This is a genomic window from Shewanella sp. BJSY2023SW005 (assembly GCF_047314585.1).
Taxonomy (GTDB): Bacteria; Pseudomonadota; Gammaproteobacteria; order Enterobacterales; family Shewanellaceae; genus Shewanella; species Shewanella algae.
Genome location: NZ_JBKORJ010000049.1, coordinates 20,540 through 34,764 on the forward strand (window position 1 = coordinate 20,540; position 14,225 = coordinate 34,764).

Annotated in this window: 17 protein-coding genes; 13 read left to right on the forward strand and 4 right to left on the reverse strand. The window is 53.6% G+C overall.

Going from position 1 to position 14,225, the window contains the following annotated elements:
• The first annotated feature begins 15 nt into the window (after positions 1–15).
• From ACMHXI_RS14825 to ACMHXI_RS14835, 3 genes are all read left to right on the forward strand, one after another.
• Complete coding sequence (locus ACMHXI_RS14825) at positions 16–855, forward strand: DUF6279 family lipoprotein (protein WP_413735334.1); 840 nt, start codon at positions 16–18, stop codon at positions 853–855.
• Positions 856–1,072: 217 nt separating this feature from the next.
• Complete coding sequence (locus ACMHXI_RS14830) at positions 1,073–1,684, forward strand: DoxX family protein (protein ID WP_144361925.1); 612 nt, start codon at positions 1,073–1,075, stop codon at positions 1,682–1,684.
• A 100-nt stretch (positions 1,685–1,784) separates the two neighbouring features.
• Positions 1,785–2,333 carry an NAD(P)H nitroreductase gene (locus tag ACMHXI_RS14835; RefSeq protein ID WP_062793391.1) on the forward strand — a complete coding sequence of 183 codons (549 nt, stop codon included), beginning with the start codon at positions 1,785–1,787 and terminating at the stop codon, positions 2,331–2,333.
• Between the two features lie 67 nt (positions 2,334–2,400).
• On the opposite strand, the gene ACMHXI_RS14840 is transcribed toward ACMHXI_RS14835, so the two are convergent.
• Together ACMHXI_RS14840 and ACMHXI_RS14845 are read right to left on the reverse strand one after the other, a co-directional pair.
• Entirely contained in the window at positions 2,401–3,138 is a 738-nt protein-coding gene (locus ACMHXI_RS14840) for an MBL fold metallo-hydrolase (RefSeq protein WP_045282669.1), read from the reverse strand.
• A 12-nt stretch (positions 3,139–3,150) separates the two neighbouring features.
• Positions 3,151–3,759 carry a hypothetical protein gene (locus ACMHXI_RS14845; protein ID WP_025011204.1) on the reverse strand — a complete coding sequence of 203 codons (609 nt, stop codon included), beginning with the start codon at positions 3,757–3,759 and terminating at the stop codon, positions 3,151–3,153.
• Positions 3,760–4,098: 339 nt separating this feature from the next.
• Between ACMHXI_RS14845 and ACMHXI_RS14850 the strand changes: the two genes are divergently transcribed.
• Positions 4,099–4,722, forward strand: a complete 624-nt coding sequence (locus ACMHXI_RS14850) for a 2OG-Fe(II) oxygenase (RefSeq protein WP_025887131.1) — start codon at positions 4,099–4,101, stop codon at positions 4,720–4,722.
• Positions 4,723–4,777: 55 nt separating this feature from the next.
• Here the strand turns inward: ACMHXI_RS14850 and ACMHXI_RS14855 are convergent, their stop codons facing one another.
• On the reverse strand, positions 4,778–5,317 hold the full coding sequence (locus ACMHXI_RS14855; RefSeq protein ID WP_144133725.1) for a hypothetical protein: 540 nt from the start codon (positions 5,315–5,317) through the stop codon (positions 4,778–4,780).
• Between the two features lie 478 nt (positions 5,318–5,795).
• Here ACMHXI_RS14855 and ACMHXI_RS14860 point away from each other — a divergent pair, with 478 nt between their 5' ends.
• The 9 genes from ACMHXI_RS14860 (at position 5,796) to ACMHXI_RS14900 (ending at position 13,454) form a co-directional block, all read left to right on the forward strand.
• Positions 5,796–6,410: a GNAT family N-acetyltransferase gene (locus ACMHXI_RS14860; RefSeq protein WP_025011207.1), complete on the forward strand. Its 615-nt coding sequence runs from the start codon at positions 5,796–5,798 to the stop codon at positions 6,408–6,410.
• Positions 6,411–6,452: 42 nt separating this feature from the next.
• On the forward strand, positions 6,453–6,908 hold the full coding sequence (locus ACMHXI_RS14865; protein ID WP_044734754.1) for a GNAT family N-acetyltransferase: 456 nt from the start codon (positions 6,453–6,455) through the stop codon (positions 6,906–6,908).
• Between the two features lie 55 nt (positions 6,909–6,963).
• Positions 6,964–7,368 (forward strand): hypothetical protein, encoded by a 405-nt coding sequence (locus ACMHXI_RS14870; RefSeq protein ID WP_025011208.1) that lies wholly within the window; start codon positions 6,964–6,966, stop codon positions 7,366–7,368.
• Between the two features lie 52 nt (positions 7,369–7,420).
• Complete coding sequence (locus ACMHXI_RS14875) at positions 7,421–7,828, forward strand: hypothetical protein (protein WP_413735339.1); 408 nt, start codon at positions 7,421–7,423, stop codon at positions 7,826–7,828.
• 271 nt (positions 7,829–8,099) lie between these two features.
• Positions 8,100–8,780 (forward strand): ABC transporter ATP-binding protein, encoded by a 681-nt coding sequence (locus ACMHXI_RS14880; protein ID WP_025011211.1) that lies wholly within the window; start codon positions 8,100–8,102, stop codon positions 8,778–8,780.
• 130 nt (positions 8,781–8,910) lie between these two features.
• Positions 8,911–9,843 carry an HlyD family secretion protein gene (locus tag ACMHXI_RS14885; protein ID WP_240539405.1) on the forward strand — a complete coding sequence of 311 codons (933 nt, stop codon included), beginning with the start codon at positions 8,911–8,913 and terminating at the stop codon, positions 9,841–9,843.
• Entirely contained in the window at positions 9,830–10,993 is a 1,164-nt protein-coding gene (locus ACMHXI_RS14890; RefSeq protein ID WP_028780452.1) for an efflux RND transporter periplasmic adaptor subunit, read from the forward strand. Before ACMHXI_RS14885 ends, ACMHXI_RS14890 begins: the two co-directional genes overlap by 14 nt.
• Positions 10,990–12,210 carry an efflux RND transporter periplasmic adaptor subunit gene (locus tag ACMHXI_RS14895; RefSeq protein WP_413735342.1) on the forward strand — a complete coding sequence of 407 codons (1,221 nt, stop codon included), beginning with the start codon at positions 10,990–10,992 and terminating at the stop codon, positions 12,208–12,210. The genes ACMHXI_RS14890 and ACMHXI_RS14895 overlap by 4 nt, the downstream gene beginning before the upstream one ends.
• On the forward strand, positions 12,207–13,454 hold the full coding sequence (locus ACMHXI_RS14900) for an ABC transporter permease (protein ID WP_025011214.1): 1,248 nt from the start codon (positions 12,207–12,209) through the stop codon (positions 13,452–13,454). The genes ACMHXI_RS14895 and ACMHXI_RS14900 overlap by 4 nt, the downstream gene beginning before the upstream one ends.
• Here ACMHXI_RS14900 and ACMHXI_RS14905 read toward each other — a convergent pair.
• Positions 13,432–14,103, reverse strand: a complete 672-nt coding sequence (locus ACMHXI_RS14905) for a transporter substrate-binding domain-containing protein (RefSeq protein WP_317058585.1) — start codon at positions 14,101–14,103, stop codon at positions 13,432–13,434. The two genes, ACMHXI_RS14900 and ACMHXI_RS14905, sit on opposite strands and share 23 nt — an antisense overlap.
• Positions 14,104–14,225 lie beyond the last annotated feature (122 nt).

A 14,225-nucleotide genomic window follows, 5' to 3' on the forward strand; every position in this document is an offset into this window, starting at 1 on the left:
TAAAGTATTTAATGGATGAAACGCATTGTTATTGCCCTGGCGCTGCTTATTGCGCTCAGTGCCTGCTCCACCAAGGTCAGCTATTATTTCCTCGATTGGGCCATAGAGTGGCAGCTGGAAGATTATGTCACTCTCAACCGGCAACAGGAGCAGGCGTTTGACGCCATTCTCGCCCCTTTTCTCGCCTGGCATCGCAGCCAGGAGTTACCCAGATACAGTGCCCAGTTAAAAACGCTGCAAACCGAGCTTGCCGATGGCACTTTAACGCCACAGAGTTGGCGCCATCATGTGGATATGGCAAGAGATCACTGGTTTCGGCTGTTTGCCCAGGTGTTTGACGATCTTTTGCCCCTTATCGCTTCTTTGAGTGACAAGCAGGTCGCCCAGGTGATAGCCAAACTGGAGGCCGATGAGCAGGAGCTGGTGGATGAATACAAGGACAAAAACCAGGAACAACTGATTGAAGATGCGGATGAACGGCTGGAGGAGCTGTTTGCCGATTGGCTGGGGCGTTTGAGTGAGCAGCAAAAGGCCCTGATCCATGAACACAATAGCCGCCGACTGGCGACCCTGGATATGTGGCTCGAGTATCGTCACGAGTGGCTCCGGCAGTTCAAACAAGCCTTGCTGCAACGCAGTGATTCTGACTTGTTGGCGCAGCGCTTGCGGCTGCTGATGACATCGCCCGATGAGCTCAAGTCAGATGTGCACAAGCAGAAATTGGCGCAGAACACGGAAAATTTCGGCATGCTGTTGTTGCAACTGCACCAGAGCCTGAGTGAGCGCCAGCAAAAACACTTCAAGCGTAAGCTGGGCAACTTGATTGACGATCTGGATGAACTGAGTCAGGCATAGCCCTGAGCTTATGGGGTCGTAAAGCGGGTCTTTGGTCTGTAGAAGGGGCATTGGGCCATTTGCCCGGAAAAACATGCCTTGCATCCAGGCCCGTAAGCGGACGCAGAGCAGGCATGGGGCTTGTTGGCACCTTTCTAAAGTAAAGACTGAAATAAAATCGCTTATTGCCGGGTCAACTGCAGCATGACAGGAATACTCCCCGAATAAGGAGGTTTTCATGCAAGCCATCATTCAAACCTATGCGGCATTTTTCAAATCACTGCGACACTTCGATGGCCTGGCACCGTTGGCATTGCGGCTCTATCTGGCGCCGGTGCTGGTGCAGGCCGGTTACAATAAACTCAGCCACTTCAGCGACACAGCGGCCTGGTTCGGTAATCCGGACTGGGGGCTGGGCTTGCCCATGCCTGAAGTGATGGTGGCGCTGGCGGCCGGGACCGAATTTTTTGGTGGCTTGTTGCTTCTGCTCGGGTTGGCCACTCGGCTGGTGGCTATCCCCATGAGTATTACCATGTTGGTGGCGGCCTTCAGTGTGCACTGGTCCAACGGCTGGCTGGCGATTGCCGATCCCTCATCCTGGCTCGCAAACGACAGGGTGATGGCTTCGGTGGAGAAGCTTGAGCGGGCCAAGGGGATACTGCAGCAGCACGGCAATTACGACTGGCTTACCAGTTCGGGTAACCTGGTGATCCTCAACAACGGCATTGAGTTTGCGGCCACCTATTTCATTATGCTGTTGGTATTGCTGTTTATGGGCGGCGGCCGTTACACCAGTGTGGACTATTTTATTGGCCGTAAATGGCTGCCCAAAACCGCTAACCTCGGCTGATTGTTGCTTAAAACAACTCGTCCGACTTTTTTGCCTCTGGCGATCCGGGGCGGATTTGGTATCCTGTGAAGTCATTGATATCTCAGCTGAGGATCGCGCATTGGACGCACTTACTCTTCTTCTTACCCGTCAATCATGTCCACGACTGCAGGCTCCGGCGCCGAATGAGGCGCAACTGAAAATTATCCTGGATGCCGCGGCCAGAGTACCGGATCACGGTGGCCTGGCGCCCTGGGAGTTTATTATTGCTACCGGCGAAGGGCTCAATCGCCTGGCGGATATTTTTGTGGCGGCCGCAACAGCAGATGGTGCCGACGAGGGCTTTATCAACAAGGCTGCCGGTATGCCGCTCAGGGCGCCTATGGTGATCACTGTGGTTGCCAAGACCAAAGATCATCCCAAGGTCCCTGAGTTGGAGCAGCAATTGGCAGCCGGCTGCGCCGTGATGGCGATGCAGCAGGCCGCATTTGCCCAGGGGCTGGGCGGAATATGGCGCACTGGTACCTTTGCCTTTGACTCTACGGTCAATACGGCGTTGGGGCTCGATGGCAGCGATCAGATAGTGGGCTTTCTCTATCTGGGCACTCCTGTGGTTGAAGCGCCGCTCAAAGCCACCAAAGAGGGCAGCGCCTTTGCCCGCTATCTCTGATAGCTGCCGAACACTCAATGGCGGAAAACTTGCCATGGGCTAAGCTCATGGCATCAAGCTATTTTACTCAGTTGCCTACCGCAACCCCCACTTCCAGGCGCTCGAACCAGTCGAGAAACTCAGGTATCTGCTCGCCCCTGAATATCCGCCCGTGCTGCGGACATAAATAGTCCAGCTCCAGCTCTCTCACTCTGGCTATCCAGTCCTGCTTGGCGCGGTTGGAGGGCATCCATCTTTGATGGAAAAAGCGCATCTTCTCGGTGTGACGGCCAAAGTCATCGACAAATAGCCCGGCATTCGTGTCTTCCAGTGCCGCACCTATATCGCCCGACATTAGCACTTTGCCGACAGGGTCGTAGACATGAAAATTGCCGGAAGCGTGCAGATAATGGGCAGGGATAAACTGCACCTCTACGCCATCGAGCGTCAGCTTGCCGCCTTGATCTTTAATGGCCTGGTATTGGATATGCTCCATCCCGAAATGGCGGATGAAACCTTCCCAAATCCAGGGCGCGTGCAGCTGGGCCCGCTCCAGAGTCTGATCCCACAGCCCCAGGGAGGAGATGATATCGGGATCCTGATGGGATGCGAATAGATGGGTGAGCTGCTCTATGGGAATGTGGCAAACCACATTGGCCAGCATGGGGGCAAATAGCTCTATGCCACCCGGGTCCATCAGCAGAGCCTGCTCGGCAGTGACCAACATATATTGATTGGTGTCTATGATGCCGTCGGGTTTGTCCGGATCCCGGCCAAAATAGATCCATTTGTGGCTATGGGTTTCCAACAAGAGTTGGCTCTTCATCCCTGTACTCCCTTATTGTTCAAGTAATTGAATCGCCTTATCTACCTGAGTGCGGATCGCCCCGGCAGCAGCATCGACCCGGTTGGCAACATGGTTGAAAGTGGCCTGGTCGGCGGGCTTTATCCGGCAGGCTTCGATGCGGCACAGCGAGGCCAGCACTTTAGCGGTTTTCAGCTGCTGGCAGAGCTCTTCCAGTTGCAATTCAATATCCAGGCTCAGGCGTTTGCACTGCTGCTCAAGGGCCGTAAAGTGTTGGCTGTTCTTCTCCAGCGCCGGCATGATGCTGTCGCCATAACGGGCTTTACGGGCTTTCTCCCTGGCGCGGGCAAATTGCAGCATCGCCTTGCGGACTCGGGTCTGCTCGCTGGTTAGGCGGCTGATGGTCTGTGCCAGATGATTGATTCTTGCGGCTGAGTGGGTGGTGAAATGCGCCAGTTCGTCGATGGAGTGGGTCAGCGCCTTAAAGCCCAGCGCCATGCTGCCGGCACGAATCGATGCCGCCTGGGCATTGCTGGCGATGATATTAATCTCTTTGCAATGGCCCTGAGTCTTTTCCAGTTCGGCGGCTATGATGGCGGCACGAACATAGAACTGACGCGTTGGTTGACGTTCTGATCCCATAATTCACTGTTTTACAGTCATAATCCTGTTTGAGAGTATAGAAGATAATTAACTTCCCCACAGGCGCGAGCCGATTTTTCCCATCAATGGATTCAAGCTACAACTCAAGCGCTTGAATTTGCACCCTGTTTAGCTTGAAGAGCCTCTTTGAGAATAGATGGTTAGTGTTGTAACTATATGAATTGAAAGTTTTATTTTGATTGTCAGCCCAAATCGAATGCTCTAGTATCCGCTGCTATCAGAATCGGCCCCCGCTTTATTCAAGTGGGGGCTTTTTAGGTTGTGGCTTTGTCAATAAGCAGGCAATAACAGCCGCAGCATTTCAGAGAGGATACCCATTTGGTTTCGCTGTTAAACGATGAACTATTGGACAGGATTGCCGATGCACTTACGGACAAGGGATACATAGTGCTTGAGGATGTGCTGCCGGAGACGTTGAGTAGCGCATTGCTGGATAAGGTTAACCACTCGCCGGTAGAGAGTTTTCGCTGGGCTGAAATCGGCCGTGGCAATGAGCGTGTTCGCGAACAGGAGATACGTTCAGACAGGATCCGCTGGTTGAATGAAGCACAACAACCGGATGCCGACTATTTGGAATACATGGCCTGCTTGCGTCATGGGCTTAACCGGCGCCTGTTTATGGGGCTATTCGATTATGAAAGCCATTACGCCTTTTATCGCCCTGGTACTTTTTACCGTAAACACCTGGATGCGCTGCGGGGCAGTCGCAACCGGATCTTGACCACGGTATTTTTCCTTAACCCCGACTGGCAACAGGGTGATGGTGGCGAGCTGATGCTTTATGAAGAGGACGACACACTGCTTGAGCAGATCCCGCCGAGAATGGGCACTCTGGTGATCTTCCTGAGCGAGCGTTTCCCCCATGAAGTACTGCCAACCCATAAAGATCGTGCCAGCATAGCCGGTTGGTTCCGGGTTGCCGGTAGTTATGAATTGTTGTAACTGGCACGATATTTGGCCGGGGTTACCCCGGCCAACGTTTTACTATTCTGAGCGCTTATATTGTTGGGGTTAATTCTGATGTATCAAACGGAATTGCTTGACATAAATTATGATGGCCGTTCATAAGGCCAGCGATAAACTTTTCCACAATACTAACATCAAAAAATACCGTATTTGACTCTTTCACCCTAAAAACCAAACGTTTATGTAATGGAATAAGCTCGAGTTTTTCCGGGCATATAGCTAGACGAGAAACAATAGGTGGTCGGTGGGGCTTTGGATTTTGAATAATTCTACTACGCTCAGTATCTATAACGTCAATGACATTCTTTATTGATACTATGTACCTTTCTGTAAGAAGTTCATTTTCAATGAGCAAACTTGCTGGATATATCTCCACACCATAAGGGTCAAATGACATTATTAGTTTAGCAACTTCTTTGGATACGAGCTTATCACCTTTTTCAACGATATCAGGAATCTCAGTACTATCTGATATCTCTGGATCCTCCCAAGTTATGGGTGAACGAGAAGAGCAAGGTATATATTCATTGGTGGCATAAAAGTAATTTCTCTCATCAACCTCTTTAAACATACAATCAGACTCGTCGAAGTCCTCGGATAGGGTCCCTAAATTAAAACATTTCTTACTCATCATTCTGCCTTCGACTGCAATTATTCAACTGTCATGACTCTATTACCGTCTCTCTCATAGTGATTCAAGGGAAGCACGAATTCAACTTGGAAGTGCGACTCCGTCTATGTGATCAGAAGGTTCTTCAGGAGCACCACCTCAGGTTGCCTCAATTCAATCTATATAGTGAGCAGAAGCGTGCTGCTCAACGGTTGATGCCTCAGTCCGTTCAAGCATGCGCGTTGCACTTATTGACTGCAGCCCTGGCTGATATTCAGCGGGCCAAAAGGCCGGGTTTTCCCGTCAGATTGACAGAGTTCAGCTGGCTTGCTGCAGAAACCGTTTGTTAACATTTTCTCTGGTTTAATGATTTATTCATGTTAGTCTGGTAATCAAACAAGTGTTAAATCATCATCTTGCATTATTAGGGAGGCAAATCATGGGACTGGAAGCATGCTTGACCGGAGAACATGTGATCCTCGAACCTTTGAGTCAGGATCATCTGCCGGCGTTGTCGCTGGCGGTCGCCGATGGTGAGTTGTGGCGCTTGTGGTACACCAGCGTGCCGCATCCGGATGAGATGAAGGAGTATATCCAGCAGGCTTTGGATAGTGAGCAGCGCGGTGAAGCCTTGGCCTTTGCGGTACGTAGCCGAAGCAGCGGTGCAATTGTCGGTTGTACCCGCATTTGCAACTGGGATCAGGCCAACCGCCGGCTGGAGATAGGGTATACCTGGTATGCCAAGAGCGTGCAGCGCAGCGCCATCAATACCGAAACCAAGCTGTTGTTGCTGGAGTACGCCTTCGAGACCCTGGATGTGATGGCGGTGGAGTTCAGAACCCATTTTCACAACCAGGCTTCGCGGGAAGCCATCACCCGTCTGGGAGCCAAGCAAGATGGCATCTTACGCAATCACAGACTGCTCAAGGACGGCAGTGTCAGGGATACAGTGGTTTACTCCATCATTGACAGCGAATGGCCCGAGGTGAAACAAGGCCTCAAGGACAGGCTGGCATTTTACAGTGATCAGTACAATGCCGAACTCGCACAGTGAGTGAGCGCCACTTAGGACAATAGAATTGAAGGGAAATCATTCATGCTAAAGCAAGTTATTCGGGCACAGTCACAGGATGCCGAGATTATCTCACCGCTGTTTGATGAGTATCGCCGGTTTTATGGATATCCCAGCGAGCCCGAACTGGCGTTAAGCTTTATCAGCCAAAGGCTTAAGCGGGATGAATCCGTGATCTTTTATCTGCCGGATGAGCAAAACCAAGCCTTGGGGTTTGTGCAGCTCTATCCCGGCTTTTCTTCGCTGCAGGCGGCGCCGCTGCTTATCCTCAATGATATTTATGTCACTCAGCATGCCAGGTGTGTCGGCATAGGTCGTGCGCTGCTCGATGCCACGCTGAATTACGCCAAAGCACAGGGCATTGATGAATTGATCCTCGAAACCCAGCGTAATAATGTCAGGGCTCAAGCGCTCTATGAGTCCATTGGTTTTGTCCGGGACAATGAATTTTTCCACTACAGTCTGACCCTAAAACCTTGAATTTCATCAGGCACTAAAGTAGCTTGCCTTCATTGATATCAAGAGGATCACCAAGATGCCCCATAAAACTGCTTTGTCTGTCTTTGCCGCCATCGGCTTGTTTTCCAGTGCCACAGCACTCGCCGGTTCTGCCGAGGAGGCCTTTAGCGCCGAGTTGCAGCAATGCGCCGCCTATTATCAGATAAGTTCTGAAGCCATAGCAGCAATGAATGCACCGCAGATGGCCGCCGTTGGAGATAGACTGAAACAATCTGCCAAGGATGCCGAGGCTTTGGCTGCCCAGTACAGTTCGGCACAGGATGCCGAGAAGGGCGTGGCTGCGGCCCGTGCCGAAATGCTGGAAACCATGGGTAACAGCAAGAGTTTGGGTGGTTTGATGAGCCAATACAAAGACAGCTGCAAAACCATCTTGGCCGAGCCGCAAAAGCGCCTTGACTACTGGATAATGGCCAACATGTGATGCAATAAAATGCAGCCGCAGCCTGTCTCTTTGTCCATGGGAGGGAGGCACTATGCTTTTGAGTCTGTTATTGGCTGCTTGTATCATCTTGTTCGCGCTGGTGATTGAGTTCTGGCCCAGGATCCGTTCCAAAGCCCGCGAACGCCGGCAAGGGGCAGCTTGGACGCAGGAAAACCATGGCCGCGCCAACAGGCGTGAACAGCAAGACTGCTTTGCGGATCTCAGTTTTGCGCCCTTCTTGCTTACTGCTGCTCTGGCCTTGATAGCCTGCGCGTTTGAGCTGATGCCGGCAACTTATGTGTTTGGTTTAATACTCTTTATTGTTCTCAACCTACTTCTCTTGATGGTCTGGCATCTCTATGCCAGACTGCTTGGCGGGCAAAAAAGTGGCCAGAGCCTGATGCCGCCGCTGCTTTACGGCCTCGCGGCCCTGTTTGCCTGGATAGGGGCTATGCCATAAGTCAGCCCATAAGTCAGGCCCTAAGCCCGATTCCAAGGCAAGAATTCATGAGCCCGGCCCGAATTACACCAAGAGGCGTTGCATCGGCCTCAAGCTGTTTGAGGCATCACAGCATTGGTTCTCGGGCGCTGAAATGTCAGCTTACAATTAGCTTGCGGCCCGGCGTTGGAATTTGGCATTAAATAGGGAACTTGCGCCTTTATCCAAGGTTCAAAGCTGCAGACAATAACAAGGAGTGGTTGAGCGCCGGTCGCAATACCCACCAAGAGCAATGATAAAGCTTCAACAACTTTGCAAAACCTATCAGATGGGCGACGCTTGTGTGCGTGCGCTTGATGAAGTCAGTTTCGACATTCAAGCCAATGAATTTGTGGCCATCATGGGGCCATCGGGTTCAGGCAAGTCGACGCTGATGAATATCATAGGCTGCCTGGATAAACCCAGCAGCGGCAGTTACCTGCTCAATGGCGAAGAGGTGGGACAACTGGATGATGATGCCTTGTCTGCGGTGCGTAACCGCCAGATAGGTTTCGTGTTCCAGAGTTTTCACCTCTTGCCGAGACTCACGGCGCTGCAAAATGTAATGCTGCCGCTGAGATACAGTCCAGAAGGGCAGGGCGATGAAACCCACGCTATAGAGTTACTGAGGCGTGTCGGGCTGGGAGAGCGACTGGATCACAGGCCCAACCAACTCTCGGGCGGTCAGCGTCAGCGGGTGGCGATAGCCCGCTCCCTGGTCAATCGCCCGGCCATTTTGCTGGCCGATGAGCCCACAGGGGCGCTGGACAGCAAGACTTCACTTGAGATCATGGCGCTGTTTACCGAGCTGCATGCCGCAGGGCAAACCATTATTCTGGTGACCCACGAAGAGGAAGTGGCCGCTTACGCCCAGCGGGTTATCCGCATGCGTGATGGTTGCCTGCAGAGTGACAGGAGGGCAGATGCGGCCTGATTCTCTTTTACTTTTGAGCCTGGCGGTCTCGGGCCTGACTTTTTCAAGCTTGGCTGTTTCAGAAATTGCTATACCGGCAACGGCTGCTGCCAGCTCGCCCTCTTCTTCATTCGGGGCGCCAGGGGGCAAGGTGACGGACGCCAAGTCGCAGCCCGCAGCGCAGCTGCTACTGACAGGTAAAGTCAGTTCCGCCAAGTCGCAGACTTTCAGCGTCCCCAAGGCCGGAGATGCCTGGCGCTATCAAATTCAGTGGATGTTACCCGAGGGCTCTTTGGTGTCCCCCGGGCAAGTAGTGGTGGTGTTTGACAAGAGTCAGGTGGCCAACCAGATAGAACAGTTGGAAGCCAGCATGCTCAGGGTGTCGGCGCAGGAGCAGAGCCAGTCCATAGAGCTCAAGTCCAAGGTATTGCAAGCCAGATTTGAGCTGAAAAAGCAGTTACTGGAGCAGGAAAAGGCGCAATTGGTAGCGGCCGTGCCGGCGGATTTTATTGCTGCCAAGGAGTACGCCGACAATCAGTTCAAGCTGCTGCAGATAAACGCCGAGGTGACCAAGGCCAAGCAGGCACTGGCCGAAGCTCTGGATACCGAGAAGGCGACTCTGGCACAGCTGAAGATTGACAAGGAAAAGGCGGCGCTCGAGCTGGCCCAGGCATTCAAGGACTTGGACAGCCTGGAGCTGAAAGCCGAAATCGCCGGCCCCTTGCTGCTTGGACGGGACCCTTGGAGCAACAAAAAATTCGAGGTGGGGGATACGGTGCAAGTGGGGCGACAAATTGCCACTGTGCCAGCCATGGAAGATCTGGAGGTGATCGCCTGGGTCAATGAGGTGGACGTGGATCGCCTGAAACCCGGGCAAGCCGTCACCATGAGTTTGGATGCGGAAATTGAGCGCGCCTTTCCCGGACAAATTGCCAGTATCGGTCGCCAGGCCATCAATCTACCGGCCTGGGGCCGCAGTAACTGGTTTGAAGTCGGGATCCGTTTCAAGGCGCCTGAGGATATTGCCATGATCCCCGGCATGAGTGTGCTGGTGGAAACCGGAGGCAAACATGAAGCGCTTTAGTTTGGCCTGGCTGGCACTGCTTGCGCTGAGTGCCTGCAGTGATGGGGTGAGCACTCAGGTGGTGCAGGGGCCCCTGAGTCAAAAAATAGAAGTCACCGGTGAGCTGGTGGCGGCCGATACCGTGTCTTTAATGCCGCCTGTGATGCGGCGCATCTGGCAATACCAAGTCAAGCAACTGGCGCCCGAAGGCAGTGAGGTGGAAAGCGGCGAGATGGTGGCTCAGCTGGATACCTCGGAACTGACCCAAAGGTTGTCGGTCAAATCGGCCGAGCTTGAGGCAACGGTGCAGGACTTGCAGACCTCCAAGCTGCGTAATGCCAAGAAGATGGAAGAGCTCAAGTTGCAACTGGCGGAGGCCAAAATGGAGTTGGACAAGGCCGAGCGTAAGTTTGCCCTCTCTGATGACACAGTTGCGGCGCTGGATAAAGAAAAGTACCAACGTGACGCGGTGATTGCCCGTGACAAGGTGGCTCTGGTGCAGCAGCAACTGGTACTTGAGGCCGAGAGCGCCCGGCAACGGGAAGCCATGCTCGACGGAGACAGGCAGAAGTTCGCTGCCGAAGTGGCGGCGCTGAAAAAGGGGATCGCCTCGATGACATTGGTGGCGCCCCGTGCCGGTATGGTGGTTTATGGCAACGATCCTCAGGGCAACAAGCTCAAGGAGGGCCAATCTGTGTTTGCCGGTGATGTGGTGTTGTCTATCCCGGATCTCGACAGCATGCAGGTCAATATGGCGATCCCTGAAGTAGAAGCCCGCAGAGTTAAACTGGGCCAGCAACTCAAGATCCGTCTGGATGCCAATCCTGATAAAGTATTTACAGGAAAAATCAAAGAGTTGGGCGCGGTTTTTCGTAACAAAAGCCAGGAGGTTCCTCTGGTGGTGTTCGATGCGGTTGCCAGCATAGACGAGCCGGATACCGAGCTGATGCGTCCGGGAATGACCGCCAAGATCAGCATAGAAATTGCCGATGACAGCCAGCGTACTCTGGTGGCTCAGGATGCGGTGCATTACGAGGCCGGTCATCCTTATGTGCTGCTGGACGGGCTCTTGGGGGCTCGCAAACAGTCGGTGCGGGTTGGTGCCATGGGTGGCGATCAGGTTGAAATACTCTCCGGTTTGCAGGTGGGCGATGAGGTATTGCTGCCATGAAGAATCATTCGCTAATCGCTTGTGCCTTGATAACGCAGGCCTTAATAGCTTTGGCCTTGAGTGGCTGCCAACCAAGCGGCAACGATGGTGTGCTCACCATGACAGTCAGCCGCGGCGAGTTTCAGGTCAATATCCCCGCCAGCGGTGAGCTGGAAGCGGCGCAGTCCACTCCCGTTGTGGTGCCCACGGGGTTACGTGGGCCTCAGTCCCTGGCCTGGATCCAGAACAACTTTACCCAGGTTAAGGCCGGGGATGTGGTGGCCAGGCTCGATGATACCCGTGAGTCGTTTCGCTTGCAGATGGAAGCCTTCGACTTTGAGCGCCTGGCTCAGGATGCACAGATCCAGACAGAGAAAGATCTCACCTTGAGCCAGAGTTTGACTCTGGGAAGCAAGGTTACAGGTAATGAGCGGGAGTTGGCCGAGCGCTTTTTCAGTGAAGATGAGCGGGTCTACACCAAAATCGACATCATAGATCAGATGCGCAACAAGGAATATCTGGATGCCAAGCTGGATTATTTTCAGTGGGGCGGCACTCAGCACCAGGCGCAGGCCGATGCCGAGCAGGCGCTTATCAAGCTGAAACAGAAAGGCCATCAGGCCAAGATGGACAGGTATCAGGGCAATCTATCACAGATGGAGATCATCGCGCCGCACGATGGGCTGTTTGTCTATCAGGCTGGCTGGGATGGCGCCTTTCCTGTGGTGGGTGACATGATCTGGTCCGGATTCCCCATAGGTATATTGCCGGATACTTCCGTGATGCAGGCAAGGGTCTATGTGCTTGAATCGGAAGCTGTGGGGCTCGCCATCGGCAAGCAGGCCACCGTGACTCTGGATGCCTATCCTGAGAGGCCTTTTAGCGGCACAGTGACCCAGGTCGATGCGCTGGCCAAGCCCAAAGACAGAGATAGCCCGGTAAACTATTTCCAGTTCACCATCAGCCTGGATCAAACTTTGCCGGCCATTATGCAGCCGGGAAGACAAGTGAACGCCAAGGTACAGGTGCTGGATCTCAATGATGTATTGACTGTACCCAATCAAGCCCTGTTTCAAAAAGATGGGCGCTACTGGGTGTTTCTCAAGCAGGGCGGCGGGTTTGTGCGCCGGGATGTGACTCCGGGGCACAGGTCCCTTAACCGCACCGAAATTACCGCCGGGCTAAATCCCGGTGATGTAATAGCCCTGACACCCCCACCCAAGAGGAGTCAGCTATGAGTCCGGTGATAGGGCTATGGCAAGGATTTGCCCAGGCGTTCGATGAGATGCGCCACCATAAGCTGCGTACCGCCTTGACGCTGCTGGGGATGATATTCGGTGTCGGCGCCGTTATAGCCATGCTCAGCGTCGGTGAGGGTGCCGAGCGTGAAGCCTTGAAGATGATTGAATCCATGGGGGTTCGCAATCTGGTGGTCAACAGCCGCAGCAATGACGGCGAGGCGCTGAAATCGATTCGTGAACACAGTGTCGGTCTGAGCCTGCGTGATATCGACAGTGCCAGAGACACCTTGCCTTTTATCCAGGATTGGGGCGCCGCCAAGGAAGTAAAGGCCTTCAGCCTGTTTTCTGCCGAGGGGCGCAGCGATGCCAGTGTGATGGGAGTGACTCCCAGCTATTTTGGGCTGACGTCGCTCAAGCTCAGTGAAGGGCAGATTTTTACCGAGCAGGATCAAGTTTACTTTCGCCAGGTCGCCGTGTTGGGGCCAGAGGCGGCCCGCAGCCTGTTTCCCAAGGGCGACGCCCTTGGCAAGAACATCAAGATTAACCATCAATGGTTTACCGTGGTGGGTATCTTGGCCGATGCCAATCGCGGTAAGTCCAAAATCCAGGGCGTCAAGCTTGGGGGCGAGCGCAATCAGGTGTTTATTCCACTGTCGAGCGCCCTGAAAAAGATGCAGTTCAAGGCGCTTGAAGATGAGCTGGACATGATTAAGCTGTCGCTCAGGGAAGAGGTTGAGCCTTCGCTGGCGGCCAAGAGCCTGAATCATCTGTTGCAGCGCCGTCATGGCGGTGAGAAGGACTATGACATAGTGGTGCCGGCCGACCTTCTGGCCCAACATCAGAAGACCCAACAGATCTTCAATATCGTCATGGCCTGTGTCGCCGGGATCTCGCTTCTGGTGGGCGGAATTGGCATTATGAACATTATGCTGGCCACCATTTTGGAGCGCACCGCCGAGATAGGTTTGCTGCGGGCGCTGGGGGCCAGGCGCAAGGATATTGCCCGGCAGTTTTTGATTGAAAGTATCGCCATTTCGGCTACCGGCGGTCTGTTTGGCATAGTTGTGGGACTGGGACTGGCGCTGCTTATATCAACTGCGGCCGGTTGGCCTGTGGCTTGGTCTCCCTTTGCGATACTGCTGGCGCTCGGGGTTTGTATGAGTATCGGTGTCGGCTTCGGCCTCTATCCGGCGCAGAAGGCGGCCAAACTGGATCCCATTATTGCCTTGCAACGGGACTGACAGAGGGTTCTTTCGCCTCTGTCAGCGGCTTTGGCGCCATGGACGGTGCTCGCAAGGGCAGGCTGAACTGACGCGACAGCTTTTGCAGCACGCCTTCGGCTCGTAACGCTTCCAGAGTGGCTATCAGTTCGGTCTCTTTGATGGCGGCATCGCCCGCGAGCAGAATATGGTGGTCATAATGCTGCACCCGGAGGCCGGATATCATCAATTGCCGGCGCGTATTGGGATACTTGGCCAGGTAGCGCTCCAGCATGGAACGGGTCAGGGGGGCGATATCTGCCCGTCCTTTGAGGATCCCCTGCAATACCTCATGATTACTGCTGACATAACGCACTCTTTTAGGTGGGCCTCCGAGCTCCTGCCAGAGTCCGGGGTAATGATAACCTTCCACCAGTAACATCTGCTTATTGTTCAATTGGTTAAAAAACTGCTCGTCGCGATTTTTCTCTGCCTTGGCGATATAGATCTCACTGTCTTCAAATGGCAGTGGGATGAAGTGTGGCTGTGGGTTGAGTTTGCTCCAGCCCCACTGTGGGTTTTCAAACAACATCATCTGGAAACGGCCACGACTGAAGGCGGCGTATCTGTTGTGTATGCTGGTGGGAACAAACAGAAATCGATATTCGGGGGTGTCTGGCGGCAATCGCATCGAGCAGCATGATACTCAAGCCCGAGGGCGGATGCTGATTGTGCAGCCGGATATAGGGCGGAAAATCATAACCGCCCACCAGGATAAGGGGCCTTGAGTCGCGAGACTCGGGCGTCTCAGTG

Bases quoted from the DNA above. Each gene is read 5' to 3' on its own strand.
- ACMHXI_RS14825 (WP_413735334.1), top strand. From the start codon at position 16: ATGAAACGCATTGTTATTGCCCTGGCGCTGCTTATTGCGCTCAGTGCC.
- ACMHXI_RS14830 (WP_144361925.1), top strand. From the start codon at position 1,073: ATGCAAGCCATCATTCAAACCTATGCGGCATTTTTCAAATCACTGCGA.
- ACMHXI_RS14840 (WP_045282669.1), bottom strand. From the start codon at position 3,138: ATGAAGAGCCAACTCTTGTTGGAAACCCATAGCCACAAATGGATCTAT.
- ACMHXI_RS14845 (WP_025011204.1), bottom strand. From the start codon at position 3,759: ATGGGATCAGAACGTCAACCAACGCGTCAGTTCTATGTTCGTGCCGCC.
- ACMHXI_RS14855 (WP_144133725.1), bottom strand. From the start codon at position 5,317: ATGTTTAAAGAGGTTGATGAGAGAAATTACTTTTATGCCACCAATGAA.
- ACMHXI_RS14860 (WP_025011207.1), top strand. From the start codon at position 5,796: ATGGGACTGGAAGCATGCTTGACCGGAGAACATGTGATCCTCGAACCT.
- ACMHXI_RS14865 (WP_044734754.1), top strand. From the start codon at position 6,453: ATGCTAAAGCAAGTTATTCGGGCACAGTCACAGGATGCCGAGATTATC.
- ACMHXI_RS14870 (WP_025011208.1), top strand. From the start codon at position 6,964: ATGCCCCATAAAACTGCTTTGTCTGTCTTTGCCGCCATCGGCTTGTTT.
- ACMHXI_RS14875 (WP_413735339.1), top strand. From the start codon at position 7,421: ATGCTTTTGAGTCTGTTATTGGCTGCTTGTATCATCTTGTTCGCGCTG.
- ACMHXI_RS14880 (WP_025011211.1), top strand. From the start codon at position 8,100: ATGATAAAGCTTCAACAACTTTGCAAAACCTATCAGATGGGCGACGCT.
- ACMHXI_RS14890 (WP_028780452.1), top strand. From the start codon at position 9,830: ATGAAGCGCTTTAGTTTGGCCTGGCTGGCACTGCTTGCGCTGAGTGCC.
- ACMHXI_RS14895 (WP_413735342.1), top strand. From the start codon at position 10,990: ATGAAGAATCATTCGCTAATCGCTTGTGCCTTGATAACGCAGGCCTTA.
- ACMHXI_RS14900 (WP_025011214.1), top strand. From the start codon at position 12,207: ATGAGTCCGGTGATAGGGCTATGGCAAGGATTTGCCCAGGCGTTCGAT.
- ACMHXI_RS14905 (WP_317058585.1), bottom strand. From the start codon at position 14,103: ATGCGATTGCCGCCAGACACCCCCGAATATCGATTTCTGTTTGTTCCC.